The 18,122-nt window shown below is 45.6% G+C and carries 15 protein-coding genes; 9 read left to right on the forward strand and 6 right to left on the reverse strand.

Annotated elements, in window-relative coordinates:
• Positions 1–21 precede the first annotated feature (21 nt).
• The 4 genes from ITG12_RS22515 to ITG12_RS22530 form a co-directional block, all read right to left on the reverse strand.
• A complete protein-coding gene (locus tag ITG12_RS22515; protein WP_248874089.1) occupies positions 22–2,583 on the reverse strand; it encodes a LysM domain-containing protein in 2,562 nt (853 codons plus the stop codon).
• A gap of 12 nt (positions 2,584–2,595) precedes the next feature.
• The gene (locus ITG12_RS22520) at positions 2,596–3,189 is read right to left on the reverse strand and encodes a DUF4123 domain-containing protein (protein ID WP_052478998.1); all 594 of its coding nucleotides are present in this window, start codon (positions 3,187–3,189) and stop codon (positions 2,596–2,598) included.
• Complete coding sequence (gene tssI / locus ITG12_RS22525; protein ID WP_248874091.1) at positions 3,171–5,429, reverse strand: type VI secretion system tip protein VgrG; 2,259 nt, start codon at positions 5,427–5,429, stop codon at positions 3,171–3,173. The genes ITG12_RS22520 and tssI overlap by 19 nt, the downstream gene beginning before the upstream one ends.
• Before the next feature lie 404 nt (positions 5,430–5,833).
• Positions 5,834–6,703 carry a Vmh family MBL fold metallo-hydrolase gene (locus ITG12_RS22530; RefSeq protein ID WP_248875076.1) on the reverse strand — a complete coding sequence of 290 codons (870 nt, stop codon included), beginning with the start codon at positions 6,701–6,703 and terminating at the stop codon, positions 5,834–5,836.
• A 160-nt stretch (positions 6,704–6,863) separates the two neighbouring features.
• On the opposite strand from ITG12_RS22530, the gene ITG12_RS22535 reads away from it, so the two are divergent.
• A complete protein-coding gene (locus ITG12_RS22535; RefSeq protein WP_038876694.1) occupies positions 6,864–7,757 on the forward strand; it encodes a LysR family transcriptional regulator in 894 nt (297 codons plus the stop codon).
• A 101-nt stretch (positions 7,758–7,858) separates the two neighbouring features.
• On the opposite strand, the gene ITG12_RS22540 is transcribed toward ITG12_RS22535, so the two are convergent.
• On the reverse strand, positions 7,859–10,732 hold the full coding sequence (locus ITG12_RS22540; RefSeq protein ID WP_248874093.1) for an amylo-alpha-1,6-glucosidase: 2,874 nt from the start codon (positions 10,730–10,732) through the stop codon (positions 7,859–7,861).
• 222 nt (positions 10,733–10,954) lie between these two features.
• On the opposite strand from ITG12_RS22540, the gene ITG12_RS22545 reads away from it, so the two are divergent.
• Genes ITG12_RS22545 through ITG12_RS22555 form a run of 3 tightly spaced genes read left to right on the forward strand, consistent with a single transcriptional unit; the run spans position 10,955 to position 12,808 of the window.
• Positions 10,955–11,866, forward strand: a complete 912-nt coding sequence (locus tag ITG12_RS22545) for a LysR family transcriptional regulator (protein WP_248874095.1) — start codon at positions 10,955–10,957, stop codon at positions 11,864–11,866.
• Positions 11,867–11,885: 19 nt separating this feature from the next.
• Positions 11,886–12,260 carry an MmcQ/YjbR family DNA-binding protein gene (locus ITG12_RS22550; protein WP_038876689.1) on the forward strand — a complete coding sequence of 125 codons (375 nt, stop codon included), beginning with the start codon at positions 11,886–11,888 and terminating at the stop codon, positions 12,258–12,260.
• A 5-nt stretch (positions 12,261–12,265) separates the two neighbouring features.
• Positions 12,266–12,808, forward strand: a complete 543-nt coding sequence (locus ITG12_RS22555) for a nucleotidyltransferase family protein (RefSeq protein ID WP_248874097.1) — start codon at positions 12,266–12,268, stop codon at positions 12,806–12,808.
• A 7-nt stretch (positions 12,809–12,815) separates the two neighbouring features.
• Here the strand turns inward: ITG12_RS22555 and ITG12_RS22560 are convergent, their stop codons facing one another.
• Complete coding sequence (locus tag ITG12_RS22560; RefSeq protein WP_248874099.1) at positions 12,816–13,739, reverse strand: LysR family transcriptional regulator; 924 nt, start codon at positions 13,737–13,739, stop codon at positions 12,816–12,818.
• Positions 13,740–13,860: 121 nt separating this feature from the next.
• Between ITG12_RS22560 and ITG12_RS22565 the strand changes: the two genes are divergently transcribed.
• The 5 genes from ITG12_RS22565 to ITG12_RS22585 all read left to right on the forward strand — a co-directional run bounded on the left by ITG12_RS22565 (position 13,861) and on the right by ITG12_RS22585 (position 17,992).
• Complete coding sequence (locus tag ITG12_RS22565) at positions 13,861–14,529, forward strand: SDR family oxidoreductase (RefSeq protein WP_248874101.1); 669 nt, start codon at positions 13,861–13,863, stop codon at positions 14,527–14,529.
• Between the two features lie 100 nt (positions 14,530–14,629).
• Entirely contained in the window at positions 14,630–15,817 is a 1,188-nt protein-coding gene (locus ITG12_RS22570) for an MFS transporter (RefSeq protein ID WP_248874103.1), read from the forward strand.
• An 82-nt stretch (positions 15,818–15,899) separates the two neighbouring features.
• Complete coding sequence (locus tag ITG12_RS22575; RefSeq protein WP_248874105.1) at positions 15,900–16,529, forward strand: GrxB family glutaredoxin; 630 nt, start codon at positions 15,900–15,902, stop codon at positions 16,527–16,529.
• A 10-nt stretch (positions 16,530–16,539) separates the two neighbouring features.
• Positions 16,540–17,631 carry an alkene reductase gene (locus ITG12_RS22580; RefSeq protein WP_248874107.1) on the forward strand — a complete coding sequence of 364 codons (1,092 nt, stop codon included), beginning with the start codon at positions 16,540–16,542 and terminating at the stop codon, positions 17,629–17,631.
• Positions 17,632–17,794: 163 nt separating this feature from the next.
• Entirely contained in the window at positions 17,795–17,992 is a 198-nt protein-coding gene (locus ITG12_RS22585; RefSeq protein WP_038876674.1) for a hypothetical protein, read from the forward strand.
• Positions 17,993–18,122: the final 130 nt, after the last annotated feature.

The following is an 18,122-nucleotide window of genomic DNA, read 5'->3' on the forward strand; positions in this document are numbered from 1 at the left end:
TTGGCCCGAAAGGGCCAATATTTAAACGTATTGGTTAGGAGTAGAGCCACCGTAGATTGATGCATATTGCTGATTTACATGAGCTAGCTTGCGTGCAAAGGCTTTACCTTTGTAAGGATCAAATGGGATATTTGCTACCTCTTTAATTAAGTTCTTTTCAGCTAATGATGCCACCCACCTATTAAACTCATTTTGCTGAGAGCCATCAAGAATGGCATTTAGACGTTGGATGTTATTAAAAAGAGTATCCTCCCCACGTTCTTTTTCTCCCTTTTCATTCATTCTCGCTAAGATCTCTTCAAACTTGTGCCAGCTGTAAGTACTTTGTGACAGCAGAGTGCAAATAGCGTCTTCTTGCTTTTCTTCCCAATTTAAAAGAAACGTTCGAGTAAGAGTATCTAGCATTCGGCCTATTGCTTCCGGCGGAAGCTGATCAAACGGTACACCGCTGCGTGTCGATGTGTTTAAAATCCTATCGGAAAGAGTGGCGGCTTCTTTTTCAAGAGCTAGGGACTTTTTCCTCTCAGTCTTTATAAAATCAATACTAGCTTTCCCAGCAGTAACTGCCATTTTAAGGGCATCATCTGGAGATTTGATAAAATCAGCGGCAGTAAATGCAAAATAAGCAGCATCAGCCAAGTATTCATATGCTTGGCTATTGATGTTCTTCAGCATCCGGTAATCTACATACTGAAGTCCTTGCCAGATTACTTTTGTGAGGTCCCAGATTTCTTGTGCGTTGATAGCGACCGAAAAACCGCCACCTCCACCAGCTCCCCAAACCAGTTTGGCTGAGATCTTAAGGAAAAACTGTGCTCCATCTAGATAGATCTCAAAATCTGCGTTATAACCACCACCAACGGAAACATTACCTTCGGTCTGAATTTCAGCCAAAGAGTTAAAGTTTGTGATTTGATCTATTTCTGGCGCTTTCCATTGAACGCCACCTGCAAACTCACCACTTAACTGGCCACCACCAAAAACACTGGCCTTGATGCCAATCCGACCACCTCCTGCATTGCCCATACTGACATGGGGATCAAACAATATCCCAACATCATCACCTGTTTCCGGTTTTCTGTTACTGGCATCGCCTTTTACTTGCGCAACTACGCCCACAAAGCAACCCACTTTCATTTTGGCATTAAAGCGAAAACTGCCAAAGGAGTGCACGGCTAATTGACCATTCGCATCAGTGTAGTTTAAGCATGGCGTATAACCCGCATCGCTAGGTAAGAAGACTTCTGCCGTAATGGCCGCTTCAAAGGCAGAAAAGCCCGCAGAAGCACCTACACCTAAATCTACGTTTCCTTTCGCATTACCGTGCTCATCTTTCTCAAATGGGTTTAACTCAGCATCAACGGCCGCTTGCATTCCCCAGCGACCAAGTTGCGCCTCAGAACTCACCGCAAACATTGTATTGCCTTCATCGTCGCGTAAAAGTGTATCCGTCGATTTCCATTCAGCAATTTTTCCGCCGGGCGCCTGCCACTTCGCAAGATTGGCTTTAATATCAGGAGCAAGCTTTTTCTGCTCAAGGTCGCTGGTGATATCGTCAGCGATAGCTTTACCAAATTCTTTGATTTTTCCCGTACGTAATGCTCGGTTTGCGTTGTTAGTATTCGAGGTATTTCGCCAACTGTTACGAACGGTTGTTTCCTCTTGAAAGAATGCTTCTCGAACATAGGTGTAAACGCCGCGATTAATCGAGTACAACTCTCTAACCCCAGTATTTGTTACAATGCCATCCAATGCTCTCTCTTTTACCGCCATTTTTTTAGCATCAACAGGCTTGCCAGAAGAGCTCTCTTTGGTTGGTGGAACTTTGGCCATTTTTTCCCACTTCGCAAGCTCTTTCTTAAGGTTTGGTACGACTGTCGCAGTCAAACGCTCTTTTAGTTCAATGGCAGAGCCTTCAGTGCCAAACCAGTTTGAGTATTCCTCAATGTAGCGGATTCGCCTTTTTAGCTCGGTTACTTTAGCGTTAGCCATTCGCTGGTTTTCTAAAGCTTTTTCTCGCTCAACCTTCTCTTTTTGAGACTGTTCTGCTTTGACACTTGCTGGATTTTTACGGCTGGGATCTGGCAATATGCCTGCGTATATCAGGTCGGCGCATAAGGCTTCTCGCTTTTGAGTATGCTTTTCCAACTCAGCCCATGTTTCTTTACCCGTTGGAGCTTGATTGACTAGGTCACTGTAGCATTGAAATAACTTCGTCGTTTCTTCGATTTCCTTATCAAGCTTTTCCACCGATTCTTTCGTTAGGCAATAGAATCGGTTCGCTGATTCACCCGTGGCAAAAATGATATCTTCAATTTCCTTTGGTTCACACAAAGGCGGCGCCACAATTGTCCCTTTCTCTTTTGGACATATTTTGGCGATTGGCTCTACCGGAAACTCGACAGGGATAGGATCTTCCTCTTCCTGACCAGGAAGGATTAAGGTATCGCCAACTTGGATTAAATCAGGATTTGGTTGGTACTTGGGGTTTAGTTCTAACAAGATGTTGAAGTTAACACTTTGTTCGATACCGATGCCAATAAGGGTGTCACCGGGTTTAATTACGTAGGTTTTGTTACTCATGAAACGCGTCCATTACCATTGCTGCGCAATGTTTTGCATTGTGCTCAGTTGTTCTTGCGAGAGTGTCCAAGGTTGAATTGACGTAGTAGCCTCACTAGCGTGGGATAAGTTAATACTTAACCATTGTTTGCTATGCCAATGTAGAGATGAGAGTAAAGGAAACATTTGTCGTCGCTCCTCATCACTTAATGCTGCCATTAAAGGTACTAGAGTTCTGGGCTCATAAAATCGAAACAATGCTTCTCCTTGATTGCGCGACACAAAGAGACGCTGACGCAATGAAGCTGCGACCTCCGAAGAAGAGTGAGATGGCGAACTCCAAACCAAACAACCACAAGGTGTCTGGCTCATTTTAGCTACGCATGCCTGAAGTGCCTCTTCTGATGACCCGATAAAAACTAAGACAGGCCCCTCATTGAGGTGTGATAGACGAGTACCAGCCATCAACGGGATAGCCTCGAATGACTCAAGATGCGCCTCCAATTTCTTTTTCCATTCAGGCCAAAGAAGAGGTTCGATAATCGCGTACGCTTGTTGATTCGTAATTAGGTTCGGTTGGGCATTACCTTGAATTCGCCAGTTTGGATTTAGCTGTGTATTTGACATGTTTTACCGCTCCCACAATCACACAGTTCTTGCATTAAGCCACCATCTTCAACAAACCCTTTATAAGCGGCCGGAGACATAACAGGTGGTGTTTTCTTCGCTATAGATAATCCTTTAGGACGCCTTGTAGAAACGCTGCTGTTGCCGTTTGCCGCGCCGCCCGGGTTGATGTCTACTTTTCCACCCGTTGCGGTGACACTACTCGCACCATCAATGGTAATGGAGGTGCCGTTTAAATGGATGTTGCCGCTGCTCTTTAGCACTAAGCTGGATGCACCAACGAGGAACTTGATTTCATCCGCTGAGACCACCGCCGTTTCGCCATCAGAGCGGATAGAGGTGTTACCGTTCACTTCGACACTGAGGTTATTGCCGATGCTATGTGTGTCGTCAGCCCCCACATCAATAGAGCGCGATGCCATGATTACCGTGTTTTGGTCTTGCCCTACATCCAGTGAATCGTCTTTACCAATCAAAGTTTGACGATTTTCGTCGATGTACAAGTCTCGGTTGTTGGCTATTTTCTCGGATTCATTCGCGTTGTAAGTGACGTGAACATCTTCCTCAACTTGCTCCATAAAGGTTTGCTTAGTAATGGAGGTTTTATGCCCATCAATGACTTCTTTACGGTCGCCTAAGATGTTGTTTTCTTGGTTGTTACCGACTTTTAACTCTTCATCATTTCCGATGTCTCGATAACGGTTATTGAGCACTTTGGTCTTCATGTCTTTTTGAGCGCGGAAGTGAACCTCTTCTTGGTCACTCTCATCCTCAAAGTACATTTCGTTGTAACCTTCAGCCTTATGGCTTTGGGTTCTAAACACTGTGCGCGTTTTGTTTTCTGGTAATGGGTATGGCGGCGTGTGTAAGCCGTTGTAAACCGCGCCCGTCACTAGTGGGCGGTCTGGGTCACCTTCTAGGAAGGTCACAATCACTTCATGACCAATACGAGGTAGATAGACTGCTCCCCAGTTGGGTGCTGCCATTGATTGACTGACACGTAGCCAACATGAACTATGCTCATCGCTTTGTGCGTAACGGTCCCAATGGAACTGAACTTTGATGCGTCCATATTCATCGGTGTAGATTTCTTCACCCGCAGGACCAACTACAACGGCAGTTTGAGGACCATCAACGACAGGTGACGCCATTTTAGGTGCACGGAATGTCACATCTCGTGGTAAGCAGACAAACTGATTGTGATAAGTTGTAGGCTCATCGCTCGACTCTTCCTCATGCACACGAGGGTTAAAGCCAGTGTGCATCACCGTCAACATGAGGTAATCACGGTTGATGCCTAAACGAGGATGCTGGCTGATATCGAAGCTGTAGCCTGCGGTGAGACGCATGATATCGCTCGCAGCTTCAATCTGATGGCTGTCCACTGTGTATTCGGACATCCACTCCGTTACACGCTGCTGCCCTAAGTCTGGTGAAGTATAACGGCCAAGATAGTCGTAGCGCTGCAAATCAAAGTTCGGGCCTTCATCCGCACTTTTTCCTTGTGGGATTTTCGGAGTGAGATAGTTGTAATCGCCATAACTAACGATGCCAGTGCGAGTACGATGCGTTTGTTCGAGGTCGAAGATATGTTCTCGATCTGGCGTACCACCACCTTGGGCATGATAAATCACAGGTCCTAGGTAAGAAGCATTAGTGGGTGAACTGATGAGCTCAGGTATCGCATCGTTGCTATCGACAATGACCATGGTATGTCCAGCCTCGCTATGCTCGAAGTAATACCAAAGGCCATGCTCCGCCATTAATCGTTGCACAAAATGCTGGTCGTTTTCACGGTATTGGAGAACGTACTCTTTCGCTTCGTATTGCGCTGACAACTCAAAGCGGTAATCGCTCATTCCTGCGTCATCAAAGACCTGACGAATGATGTCGGGAACCGCCTGCATCTGGAAGATGCGACAGTCCTGACGCTGAGTGAGAAACCAGAGGTGTGGAACCAAGGTAATATGATAGCGCGAGAAGCGGCGACCAGAGCCTAAGTAACGAAGTTCAGAGATACTGCCGTTAAACTGGCGAGCCGTTCCTACACCTTGACCAAACAGGCTCAGGACGCCCATTTTTCGGCTTAAGGCTTCAAACGTGATGGCATCGTTGTCGGACAACACCGTCAGGTTCATTTCAAAGGGAGAAGAGACTGTTTCCGTAATCCGGAAGCTTTCGACTTTAAATGGACCGGAGAACCCAGAAACATCAAAGGTGAAATCCACATCATTTACCATACTGTTCGACTCTTATGACAATGAAGAAGTGTGTTAACACCCCTACAGACACTAAATTGGCCAAACTGTATCAAGTTATATGACGTCCATCACCGTGATGAATTAACAGATAATTTGCGCGTTAGACTAGGTATTTATTGGGGACAAATACACCAATCATCTGTGACACCAAAAATATGACTTTTTGTATGGTTATTTAATCGGTCATGTACCGATTTTGAATGTGTCAGTATGTGACGTAACTCGGCAAGAATTGTTCTGAAGCTTTGAACACGCCTTTAATTACTTACCACTCATCAGCAATCACATCGTAAACCACGTCGACGAGTGGCAACGCCATTACGACAACAGCCCCTCACAATGAGGGGCTGTTTTTGGGTAGTATGGCGAATAGTAGGCTTAGATTAATGCCACTCCATTTCACCACTTAGCACTTTCGCACCCAATTCTAGATCGCCTTCTGTGGCAGCAAACTGAGGGTACTTAGCCTTCATCGCTGCCGAAATCTCGCTTGAAGATGGCTTGCTTAATTTTTCTAACGTCTGCTCAATATCTTCGATGTAGTTTATGGTGAATTGAACACCTTCCACACCTTTCGGCATATCACCTAGGTAGTGTCCCGGAATGACGTTTTTTGGTTTCAGTGCTTTCATGCGCTCCAGCGATTGGGACCATTGAGCACGCTCTTGTTTCGACTGAGTGTCCGCCATCCAAACATGAACGCCACTGTAAACCGATACTCCACCAAATACCGTCTTCTCCGAAGGTACCCAAAGGTAAGCATCATGAGTATTGATTTCTTTTACTTCAATGCGCTTACCTTCAAGCGTCAGAGTGCTGTCATTGAGTACAGTAGGCACAACAATTTTTGATGGTGCCCCCTCTTCCAAAATAGGTCCCCAGTACGCCAGTTTCGCGTCTTTTGTTCGTTCGATATGTTTAACAACCGCTTCACTCGCTACCACTTTGACATCAGGGAATGCAGCAACAATAGGCTCTAAGCCAAAATAATAGTCGGGGTCACCGCTGCTGATGTAAATCATCGACAGCTCTTTGCCACTCTTTTTAATCTGTTCCACCAACTTTTTTCCGTCTTTGACGCTAAATTGTGCGTCAAACAACATCAGCTCTTTTTCACCAGAAACAAGCACAGAGCTTGCAGGAAAGATCGCATTTTCACCGGGGTTGTAGTGGGTAATCGTTAAGTCCGCAGCCGACACATAGTTCGATGCCGCTAGTGCGGTGATCAGTAGAGTAATTGAACGCTTATTCATCATCTTATTCCGTGTTAGAGAACCAACTCATGCGGCTCGTTTCATGTTGAGGTCATCTTATTTGATTGGTTTTAGATGAAATAGACAGCAAATTAACTTTCACTGTTGCGAAATCCGGACATATACTGTGACGGTGATTTTCTTAAGGTGAAGCAACAGAATGGACAGACTTGAGGCAATGAATGTCTTTGTCACGATCGTAGAGCGAGGAAGCTTAAGTGCTGCCGCTGAGCATCTCGATCTTTCGCGAACTAAAGTGACACGTTATTTAGGTGAGCTCGAAAAGTGGATGGATACTCGTCTGCTCCACCGCACAACTCGAAGCCTCAGTTTAACCAGTGCAGGGAAAGAGACGCTTGAGATTGCACGAGAGTTACTTGCACTTGAAGAATCCCTAAGCGGAATCCGAAACCAAAATCGAGTGAACCTAAAAGGTCAATTGCGTATTACCGCTAGCTATTCCATTGTGAGTAGCTTCCTCATTGATGCAATCACAAGCTTTGTTGAACAATGGCCTGATGTGGCGATTGATATTGTGTCGACAGATGAAACCGTAAACCTCGTGGAATCACGCATTGATCTTGCGATACGCATCACCAATGAGTTGCCTGCTAATGTGGTAGCAAAGCGATTAGGTGAATGCCGCTCGGTGATATGTGCGTCCCCCAAATATATCGAACAAAAAGGCGCACCGTTAAACGCCCAAGACCTAGGACACCACAACTGTCTGTCCTTTAGCTATTTTGGTCGTTCTGAGTGGATATTCTCTGGACCAAACGGTGATGAATCAGTCTCCATCAAAGGCAATATCAGCGCGAATACCCCGGAAGTACTGCTTGCTGCCGCTTTAAATGGTAACGGAATCAGCTTACAGCCCTTCCCAACCGTGAAAGATTTGATCACTGAGGGTAAACTGATTCAACTGTTACCGGAATGGCACCCAAAAACATTAGGCGTTCATGCCATCTATGGCACACGTAAACAAGTCACACCGTTATTAAGAGCCTTTATCGACCACCTCTCCATTAGCATGTCAGAATCCAAGCGCTGGTGAGCACTTTTCTGAACATTCACGTTAAAACGAACATCCAGTGGTTACTTAAATAGAAAGCCGCTGATCATCTCAGCGGCTTTTTCTTAGAACTTCAATTCACGTTATTGAAGCGGTGTGATGCGGATATCAGCAATCTGCGCTTCATTCATCTCGCCATCTACGCCACCTGAGTAAATGTAGGTTTCATTAGATTTCAAGTAACTCATATTGAAATGGTCTTTGAGAACCAGTCGGTATGATTTGCCTTGTTCCAAGGAAACTTCAATCGGTGTTGAGTAACGCATACCTTTGTTCTCACCAATATGGCCCATTTGAATGTAACCTTTACCAACTGACTGACCAGATTCGTCGAGAACTTCGAGCTCTTTCACTGCGTTAGTAATACCGGTGTTTAGTTGACCTAGGTTATTGTTATACCACGCCGCCAATTGGTATTGCCCGTTGGTAGGGACGGTGAAAGCACTCAGACCATTTACATCACCACTATCTTTGCTGACAGTGACTACCGATACATCGTCTTTTAGCGGTTGGTAATCACCCTCGAGTTTGACGCGAATATCTTCGCCAACACAAACCGGTTCACTTGGGTTAGAACGGAAGCCTTGTTCATTAATACTCTCAGCCAAATAACACGCAAAACCGCTTAAGGTATCGCTGTACTCTTTTCCGTTAACATTACTTTGGATCAGTTGACCATTGCGGTACAAGTTAATGTTGTAGTCACTAGTTACACCAATCGTCACATTATTGTTGGTGCGAGCGACATCGAGCTCAGGCTCTTTTGGAGAAAAGACTTTTTCACTTTCCGTTGCGTAAGGTTTGACTCCATCAACCACTTTTATACTGCTGTCGTCAGCAACAAGACTACCCAAGGTGACTTGGTAGTGGCCATCATCAACCGTCACCTCTTCCACTGGATAGTAACCGTTTGACTCACCTTGTACTTCTGGCAGGTGAACCGTCACAGAGTAGTTTTTCCCCTTGAAGCTAAAGTTCTCCAATGTAATCTGATCTGATTGAGCAAAAAGTTGATTGCGAACCCACCCTGTAATGAACGGTTTAACTTCCAATTGTCCTGTTTCAGTGTGTATACCAAAGATAGTTTCGACCACCATATTGAGGTAACCACCTACCGACCATAGCTGGCGCTGGGAGTTAATTACTGGGCCATCAAGAGAAGCATCTGCACCATGATCGCTATGAATAATGAACGATTTGCCAGACAACCACTCCAAGTTTTCCATATTTGATAAGTTCGTTGCGGTACCGCGAACTAAAGATTGAATCGCATTGTTCGCCGCTTCTACGTTTTGAGTTTGATGTGCAGCGCGCAAGCTATATGCGGTGACAAATGGCCAAATCGCGCGGTTGTGATAAACAGGAACACCTGGCTGCTGAGGGAAGTAAACTGGCACACCAAACTCACTATGAGGATAGTTTTCCATAATTTGTTTCGCCTGAGCATCACTGGCAATGCCACTTATAATTGCAAGCGCTTCACCTAGCATGTCATATTTATCGACCGCAATATCCTGCCCGTTGTCAAACAGGTAGCTGACGTACATACCGCGGTTCTCATTCCAAAAGTGCGTATTGATTGATTGCTTCAACTGATTCGCCCAATCGGTATATTTGACGGCGTTTTTAGAGTCAAACTGCTCTGCCAACTTCGCTGCTAAGCGCATTGCTCGATAGTGAACCACGTTAGTAGACAACGCTTTGCTACTACCAATCGCATTAACATCATCAGGCGTCCACGTAGAGTATGTCTGCTCACGCCAGTCCAAGAACGACTGTTCTCCCGTGTAAAGGCCTGAGTCTTGATCAAACGCCGCTAAACGGTCGGCTTCTAGCGTGTTGCTAACTGCGTTGTAAGCGCGCTCTGCAAATTGGTTGTAAGCTTCGCCATCCAGTGCCGACAGTAAACGTTCTGCCCCTAACGCCCATGTTGTTCGATCGGTACTGATCGGCCAACTGCCACCAGTGCCTGTATCTTGGACGATTTGCTCACCATCGTATTGTTGATCTGTTGAGTCTCGGAAGGCTGATAACTTGAATTCCAAACCGTTTTCAACACGCGTAGGATTCATCAATGCAAGGGAAAGGTCGGCCGCATATGCCAAATCACGAGTCCAAACGTAATGCCACTTAGCACCTGTCTCAAACACTTCTGCCTTTATTGGTTTGTTGTAGTTGTAATTGCCGTCTTTGATTTCAGAAACCGCAAGTTGATCGAGCTCTTTCATCGTCAAAGCGAACAGTGCATCAAACGCGAGATCGCCAGATACAACGCGAGGCCCTTCTTTCTCCGTAATCACCATACCTTGATCCAGAGCGTCTCGCAGTTCCGTCGTGGTTGAGATGCCAAATTCACGTAGATCTGCTTTAGGATCCTTGACTGAAAATGTCACCGTTTCATTACTGTCATCGTAGTTTCGGAACAGTTTTAGTTCTTTATTTTGATGCCCCTCATGCACCATGGCTGGATCAATAATGGCATCAGAATAGTACTTCTCGGCTTCGGCCTGCGTCGCTTTGGTTACCGTCATCGTTGCGCTACTTTCACTGGCAAAGTTCACTGAGAACTTGTAGTACCCTTTATCAGCAAACGTAATTTCCGAGTTACAGTCATTGTTCATGCACGCTTCATTCGTCTCTGGCTTAGGCAGATAGTCTTGAGGCTGGTCAAATACAGCAGGATCTGAAAAGTGTGTGTACTCAATTTGCCAACCCGGATCGGCAATCTTGAATTGGTTACTACCACGTGCGACGCGCAGAACCGTCTCATATTCATTGTTGCCTAAATAGTTAAGCTTAGCGTGTTCGGCGGTTCCCCAATCGCCATTTAAGCCACGTAAGTACAGGTCGGCAGAAATAATTGGTTTGTCCACTACTTCCGGACTATCTGAATCGGAACCGCAGCCCGATAAACCGATACATGACGCGACAGCAAGCGCAATAATACTTGGTTTCATAGTTATCCCTTAGATTGTTATTTTGGGCGATAGTCTAAGAAACCATTGGTTCAACGAAAAATAGGCGAACCGTAAACAGATATAGATAACATCTATATCCACTAAACCGAACGTGACTGAGATCTACGAAAGGCATTTATCTTCGAATAAATGAGGTTTTAAATTTGTGATTTATAAATATTATTGTGCAAAATACTCCCACTTAAACTATGGGTAACACGTATGGATAAATCACTTCAGCAGTTTTTACTTGTAGCTCGCTGCAAAAGCATCAGTGCAGCTGCAAGGTTAGCAGGGTTAAGCCAACCTACGGTCACCCACAACTTGAAAAAGCTAGAAGACAACCTTGGTGTCATGTTATTTGAACGACACGCAAATGGTATGGAACTAACCGAGTATGGGCGCATTCTCTATCGTCATAGCGATGCAATGCAGCACGAATATAATCAAATGATGCAAGGCATTGAAGAGAGGAAGCAGTATCAAGTCGGCAAAATAAAAATAGGAACCGGGGACGCTTGGTGGCCTTTGTTCGTAAAGCAAGCCTTAGATGAACATTTGTCTCAGCAACCATCCGCATCTACACACGTCGAATTTGGCAATCATTTGGGTTTAATGGATTCTTTGATTAATGAACAAATTGAATTCTTCATTGGTCATGAAATTGTAGGGTTGTCGTCAAAGTGTGATGTTACTTTTATTCCTTTATTTCAAACTGTTGACGCCTACTTTGTCTCTCCCAATCATCCACTTTTGGGTAAAATGGTGACGAAACAAATGCTCCATGAATACCCCGCCCTATCCGTCACCTATGATGCAAAAAAGTTTAACCATGTTTTAGACAACCCAATTCCCAAGCAAAACGAAAGGGAACGTCAGCAACTTGATAACCGTCCAACTTACGAAGTCGATTCGTTACTTGCGAGTATTGATGTACTAAAAAGTGGCATAGCCGTGATGTCTTATACCAGTCACCTGAGCGATTACTTACAATCGTTAGGGTTGAAAATCTTAACCGTGGAATCACAGCGCAAGCCGGGTACTGTCGGCATCTATCGCCATAGAAGGGAAACCTCAGAATCTCACTTGGCTTTGATTGCACACATCACTAAGCTAGCCCAAAATTTAAGCTAATCACTATTGAGGTAACCCAATGACATACGATGAATTTAATCAATTCTGCGGCTCATTCACTGCCACTTCTCATGTTGTTCAATGGGGTGATGCGCACGTTTGGAAAGTAGGCGGAAAGGTGTTTGCTATTGGTGGCTGGAGTAAAGACAAGCAGCCTGCATTTACGTTTAAGACTTCCCCTTTAAACTTCGATTTTTTAAGCGATTATGAGGGTTATATTCCTGCCCCTTATTTCGCTAACCGAGGCATGAAATGGATTCAGCAAACGGAAACCTCCGGACGCCTAGACGAAGATCTAAAGTACTATTTATCAGAATCTTATCGTTTGGTTGCACTTGGCTTGAGTAAACGAAAACGCGATGAACTCGGCATTGAACTGCCACCAGCGAAGTAATGCCGATGCTTGAAGATAAACTTGCTCAGTTTTTAGCAGAAGATCCACTTCGCATTCAAGCATTGGAGTGTGTTCGCTCACTGGCTTTACCAGATTGCTACATTGCTGCAGGCTTTGTACGAAACCTAGTTTGGGACAACCTTCATCAAAAGCATAATCCAACACCATTAAACGATCTTGATGTTGTTTATTTCGAGTCGAATGAGTTGGACGAACAAGCCTACCTCAAATACGAAACACAGCTAAACGCCTTGATGCCAGAGTTCAACTGGCAAGTGCGCAATCAAGCAAACATGCACCTAAGAAATGGTGATACACCTTACCAAAGTACCTTAGATGCGATGAGTTACTGGCCAGAAAAAGAGACGGCGGTTGCGGCCAGGTTGAACGAGAATAACCAGATAGAGTGCATTTCTGCGTTCGGATTTGAGTCTTTGTTTGAAGGCCAGATTACTTACAACCCCAAGCGAACATGGGCGCTGTTTCAATCTCGGGTAGAATCCAAAAACTGGTTAATCACATGGCCTAGATTACGGGTTGCCGTCTAAGTCTTGCTTATTTCGGAAACTGGCTATGAAAACGCTCAATTAAGAAGTCCAAAAACAAACGAAGTCGCTTGGGTTGATACTGGCGGCTCAGGTAAATCACGTTCAAATCCGCGCCTGCAGAAGAGGTCGATGCGTTGAAGTTCTTCATATAGCCATTTAACACCGTCACTAAACGCTGCTGTTTGATGTCCTCTTGTACATCGAGAATCGATTTCAACGCAATACCGGCCCCATCTAACGCCCATTGACGAATCACTTCGCCATCATCAGAAAAACGCTTCGGTACGACAGTAACAACATTGTGCTGCTCTTCATCTTGAAAGTGCCATGTTTTCAACTCTTCATTGCTGCGAACCATGGCTAAACAATCGTGCTGTGCTAAATCTTGTGGCGTGATCGGCGTGCCTTTCTTTGCCAAATACTGAGGAGAAGCGCAAAGCACTCGGCGACTGGATGCCAGTTTGCGAGAGATAAGGTTACTGTCGGCTAGCTCCCCATATCGGATAACGATGTCCAAACCGGACTCAGCTAAGTTGGATAAGTTATCGTTCAAATACAGATAAGGGATCACGTCTGGATAGAGCTGACTAAATTCCGACAGTATTGGCGAAATATATTGCTTACCAATATCACGAGGAGCCGAGATTTTAAGTGTGCCGCGCACTTCTTTGGTGCCATTTTGGAGTAAGTTCTCCGTCTCTTTGACGCTGTCGATGATTTCCAAGCATGCCTGATGGTACATAGCACCAGAGTCCGTCAGTGAAATATGCCTTGTACTTCGATTAAGTAATTTCACCCCATAGCGATCTTCCAGCGACTGCAATCTTGCCGTTACTGTTGCCGGCGATAAGCCGAGCTCTCTGCCAGCTGCCGCCAGCCCTTGGTTCTTCACTATGCTGACAAACAGCGTCATATCCGAAAACTTGTCCACATTCCCTCCTAAAACCTAATTATTCGACTGAACTGAATAATCAATTCAAATATTACCCAATTATCAAATTTCTTCCAATCAATATACTGGCTCCAACAAAACGAGATTGGAGAAACAAATCATGAAAACAGAAAAAACCGTTTATGTAGTACTCGGTGGCACATCAGGTATTGGTGCTGAACTTAGCCAACAACTTGCAAGCGACAATGCGGTTGTCCACGTAGCGAGCCGCAAAACAGGGTTAGACATCAGCGATGAACAGTCGGTTTACCACTACTTCGAAACCATTGGTGCTTTTGACCACCTGATCGTCACCGCAGGTTCTTATGCTCCGGCAGGCAAAGTGGTGGATGTAGAAGTTTCCCAAGCAAAATACGCGTTCGATACCAAGTTTTGGGGCGCAATCAACGCGGCGAAACATGGAGCACGCTACATCAAGAAAGGCGGCTCAATCACGCTAACGTCTGGCATGTTATCGCGCAAAGTTGTTGTTAACACCTACGTCAAAACTGCCATCAACGCGGCCATTGAAGCGACCACGAAAGTACTGGCGAAAGAGTTGGCTCCTATCCGAGTAAATGCGGTCAGTCCAGGTTTGACTAGAACTGAGGCGTATCAAGGCATGAACGAAGACGATAGAAATGCCATGTACCAACGCACACAAAATAGCTTACCTGTAGGCAAAGTAGGCGAAGCCAGTGACGTTGCAAAAGCTTACTTACTTCTGATTGAAAACAGCTACATGACAGGCGCTGTGATTGATGTTGATGGTGGCGGACTGCTTGGCTAACAACGCACGCTTAGCTAACCGCAAATAAAAACAAGGTGCCAGAGCAATACAAAAGCATGGCACCAATGGGTTCAAACGAAATAAAAAAAGAGACTTCCCCATGAATAAAGAAAAAATGCCACTGCAGGTATGGATCCTAACGCTTGCAGCTTTTGCTATCGGCACCGCGGAATTTGTTATTGCAGGAATCCTTCCTCAAGTCGCCAACTCTTTGTCCATCACGGAAGGGCAAGCGGGTTACCTAATCAGTGCCTACGCGCTTGCCATTGTGTTTGGCGGCCCATTACTTACGATTTACTTAGCGCGCTTTAACAAGAAAGCCGTACTGGCTGGGCTAATGGTGCTGTTTATTCTCGGCAACGTATTGTCCGCTTTCGCACCGAACTACTTGGTGTTGATGGTCAGCCGAGTGATCACAGGCTTGGTTCAAGGTCCTTTCTACGGCATCGGAGCCGTGGTCGCGACCAATTTGGTTTCAGAAAAAATGGCAGGTCGTGCGGTCGGACAGATGTTCGCAGGCCTAACACTGGCTAACGTTTTAGGTGTGCCTGGCGGTACTTGGATTGGCTTGCAATTCGGCTGGCACACCGCTTTCTTAACCGTTGCCGCTTTTGGTTTAGTGGCTCTGTTCTTCATCACTTCAGTGATCAAATCGACTGGTCATGGCGAAGCAAAAGATGTCAAAGCGCAATTGGCTGCGTTCAAAAACCCAATGCTACTTATTAGCCTTGCGATCACCGTATTTGCTTGGTCGGGGTTTATGACTTTGTATGGCTACATCGCCCCTATCGCCATGCACATCACTGGCTTTGGTGAAAGTGCCGTGACTTGGATTTTGGTTATCGTTGGCGTCGGTCTGATTATCGGCAACACCATGGGTGGTCGCTCATCAGATAAAAACCTACAAAAAGCGTCCATGTTCTGGGCTATCGCGATGATTGTGTCACTGGTACTGGTCGGCCTAACTGTTGACAGCAAAGTGCTGTTCATTGCCACCGCCTTTGTATTTGGTATTGCATCATTCGCTAACGTGCCAGCAATGCAGCTTCGAGTAATGAAACACGGTGGTGAAGGTCAGGAATTAGCAGCGACGGCAAACATCTCAGCCTTCAACTTAGCCAATACCTTTGGTGGTTTCTTAGGCGGCATGGTGCTCGATAGCCAAATGGGCGCAGGCATGATCCCTTACGCAGCCATCATTGTTCCACTGATTGGTTTGCTATTCATCGCCAAGGCAAACCGCAAAGAAAGCAAACAGGTGGAGTTAGCTCCGAGCTTCAATAACTAATGTCATCCCTACAGGTAGTAGCCCTGACTTAACGCTTCTCGATCAAGCGGGGCTACCCAATACAAATCATCAGGAAAACACTATGAAACTTTACATTTACGAACATTGCCCATTCAGTGCTCGCGTCCGCTACGTTGCTGGCATGTTGAATATCCAACTCGACGTCATCAATATTGCTTATGACGATGACAAAATCACAACAGACCTGATTGGAACCAAGCAAGTACCACTTCTTATCAAAGACAACGGTGAAGCGATGGCAGAAAGCCTAGATATCATTGCTTACTTCCTTGAACTGGCTACATCAAGTGAAACAAGCCAACCATCTCAACAAGCGCTGGATTGGCAAAAAATTGCGTTTCTTCCACTACAGAAAGTGGGTTACCCACGCTGGTCAAACATGGATTTACCAGAGTTTGCCACTCAGTCTGCACAGCTCGCTTGGCGCGCAAAAAAGGAAACGGATGCACTCAATTTTGATGCACTTTTGCAAGACACACCAAACATTGCCAAAGAGGTAGAAGCGCTCATCGAACGCGCGAAAAGTGTGTTGAATCTCGATTCCTACCAGCATGTGACGTTGGTAGACGAAGCGATCCTATTTTCTATTTTGCGTGGGTTCTTCAGTGCCACAGAAATCCAATGGGACAACACCGTGAAAGATTGGATGGAATCGGTAAGCAACAAAACCCAAGTGCCACTACTTAAGTAAGGAACCAATCATGAGCAAGCTATTTGAAACAGCACAGCTGAAACAACTAACTCTACAAAACCGCGTCGTCATGGCACCAATGACCCGAGCGCGCACCAGCCAACCGGGAAACATTCCAAACCAAATGATGGCGACTTACTACAAGCAGCGTGCAACCGCAGGCTTAATCATCTCTGAAGCGACCCAGATTTCAGATGATTCGCAAGGTTACTCGTTCACACCAGGCGTTTACACCGATGAACAAGTGGCTGGCTGGAAAACCGTCACTCAAGCAGCAAAAGAGCAAGGCGCAGCAATGTTTTGTCAGTTATGGCATGTTGGCCGTGTATCACACCCGACATTTCAAAAAGGCGAACAGCCTATTGCCCCATCAGCACTAAAACCAGCAGAAACCCAAGTTTGGATTGCCGACGAACAAGGCAATGGCAACATGGTCGATTGTGTAGAACCACGAGCGATGACTCAAGCGGATATTGACCGTGTGGTAAGTGATTTTGCCCTTGCCGCGCAACGGGCGATTGAAGCAGGCTTCGATGGCGTTGAAATCCATGGCGGTAATGGTTACCTGATTGACCAGTTCCTACGTACCAATTCAAACCACAGAACTGATAACTACGGCGGAACTCGCGAAAACCGACTTCGCTTTTTGTTAGAAGTGGTCGATGCGGTGAGCGAAGCCATTGGTGCCAACAAAGTGGGAGTACGACTCGCACCTTTCATCACTTTCAAGGACATGAACTGCCCAGATATTGTGCCAACCATCCTTGATGCATCGAAACAACTTCAAGCTCGTGATATTGCGTACTTACACCTGTCTGAAGCGGATTGGGACGACGCACCAGTGATTCCAGAAAGCTTCCGCATCGAGCTGCGCGAATACTTCACCAATACGATTATCGTGGCTGGCAGTTACACCCAAGAGCGTGCCGACGAGGTGCTTGAGAAAGGTTATGCGGATTTAGTCGCGTTTGGACGCCCATTTGTGTCTAACCCAGATTTGGTGGCGCGCTTACAGCACCAACAACCTCTGGCAGAACTGGATAGCTCTACGCTTTTTGGTGGCAATGAACACGGTTATACGGATTATCCGGCGCTTGGTTGAACGGCTTTACCCGCCTCTGATAGCGATTCATAGCGTGCCGTACTTCTCAAATTAATCAGTTGTTATCCCATAAAGGGAAAAGCGCAACGCAGCTCAACGTTTTCTTCAGTTTGAGTGTAATAAACTGGCTGCATATTCAGAATGCAAATTTAGGAGAACGCTCGTGTCTGATGAAACTACAAAACAAGAAGTCACCGTTGTTGATATTAAGATGCCATTTATGTCGATGGTGATCTTTATGGTCAAGTTCGCTATCGCTTCAATCCCGGCGATGATCATTCTAGGGATCATCTTCAGCATTTTAGGGATGATATTTGGCGGAATGTTCGGTGGCATGTTCCACGGTTCTGGTCACATGTAAGCGCAATCACCGCTGATGTAGTTCTGTAAACTCGGCATGAAACCACGCTGTCTCTTTTACCAAAAAATCACTCCCTATTTTCTATGACTCGTTAAAAGTAGATAAAAAATGAGTAAGGGAGTGATTTTTA

This window comes from Vibrio sp. ED002, assembly GCF_023277445.1.
Taxonomy (GTDB): domain Bacteria; phylum Pseudomonadota; class Gammaproteobacteria; order Enterobacterales; family Vibrionaceae; genus Vibrio; species Vibrio jasicida.

Bases quoted from the DNA above. Each gene is read 5' to 3' on its own strand.
- ITG12_RS22515 (WP_248874089.1), bottom strand. From the start codon at position 2,583: ATGAGTAACAAAACCTACGTAATTAAACCCGGTGACACCCTTATTGGC.
- ITG12_RS22535 (WP_038876694.1), top strand. From the start codon at position 6,864: ATGGACAGACTTGAGGCAATGAATGTCTTTGTCACGATCGTAGAGCGA.
- ITG12_RS22520 (WP_052478998.1), bottom strand. From the start codon at position 3,189: ATGTCAAATACACAGCTAAATCCAAACTGGCGAATTCAAGGTAATGCC.
- ITG12_RS22540 (WP_248874093.1), bottom strand. From the start codon at position 10,732: ATGAAACCAAGTATTATTGCGCTTGCTGTCGCGTCATGTATCGGTTTA.
- ITG12_RS22565 (WP_248874101.1), top strand. From the start codon at position 13,861: ATGAAAACAGAAAAAACCGTTTATGTAGTACTCGGTGGCACATCAGGT.
- ITG12_RS22550 (WP_038876689.1), top strand. From the start codon at position 11,886: ATGACATACGATGAATTTAATCAATTCTGCGGCTCATTCACTGCCACT.
- tssI (WP_248874091.1), bottom strand. From the start codon at position 5,429: ATGGTAAATGATGTGGATTTCACCTTTGATGTTTCTGGGTTCTCCGGT.
- ITG12_RS22570 (WP_248874103.1), top strand. From the start codon at position 14,630: ATGAATAAAGAAAAAATGCCACTGCAGGTATGGATCCTAACGCTTGCA.
- ITG12_RS22555 (WP_248874097.1), top strand. From the start codon at position 12,266: ATGCTTGAAGATAAACTTGCTCAGTTTTTAGCAGAAGATCCACTTCGC.
- ITG12_RS22530 (WP_248875076.1), bottom strand. From the start codon at position 6,703: ATGAATAAGCGTTCAATTACTCTACTGATCACCGCACTAGCGGCATCG.
- ITG12_RS22580 (WP_248874107.1), top strand. From the start codon at position 16,540: ATGAGCAAGCTATTTGAAACAGCACAGCTGAAACAACTAACTCTACAA.
- ITG12_RS22575 (WP_248874105.1), top strand. From the start codon at position 15,900: ATGAAACTTTACATTTACGAACATTGCCCATTCAGTGCTCGCGTCCGC.
- ITG12_RS22545 (WP_248874095.1), top strand. From the start codon at position 10,955: ATGGATAAATCACTTCAGCAGTTTTTACTTGTAGCTCGCTGCAAAAGC.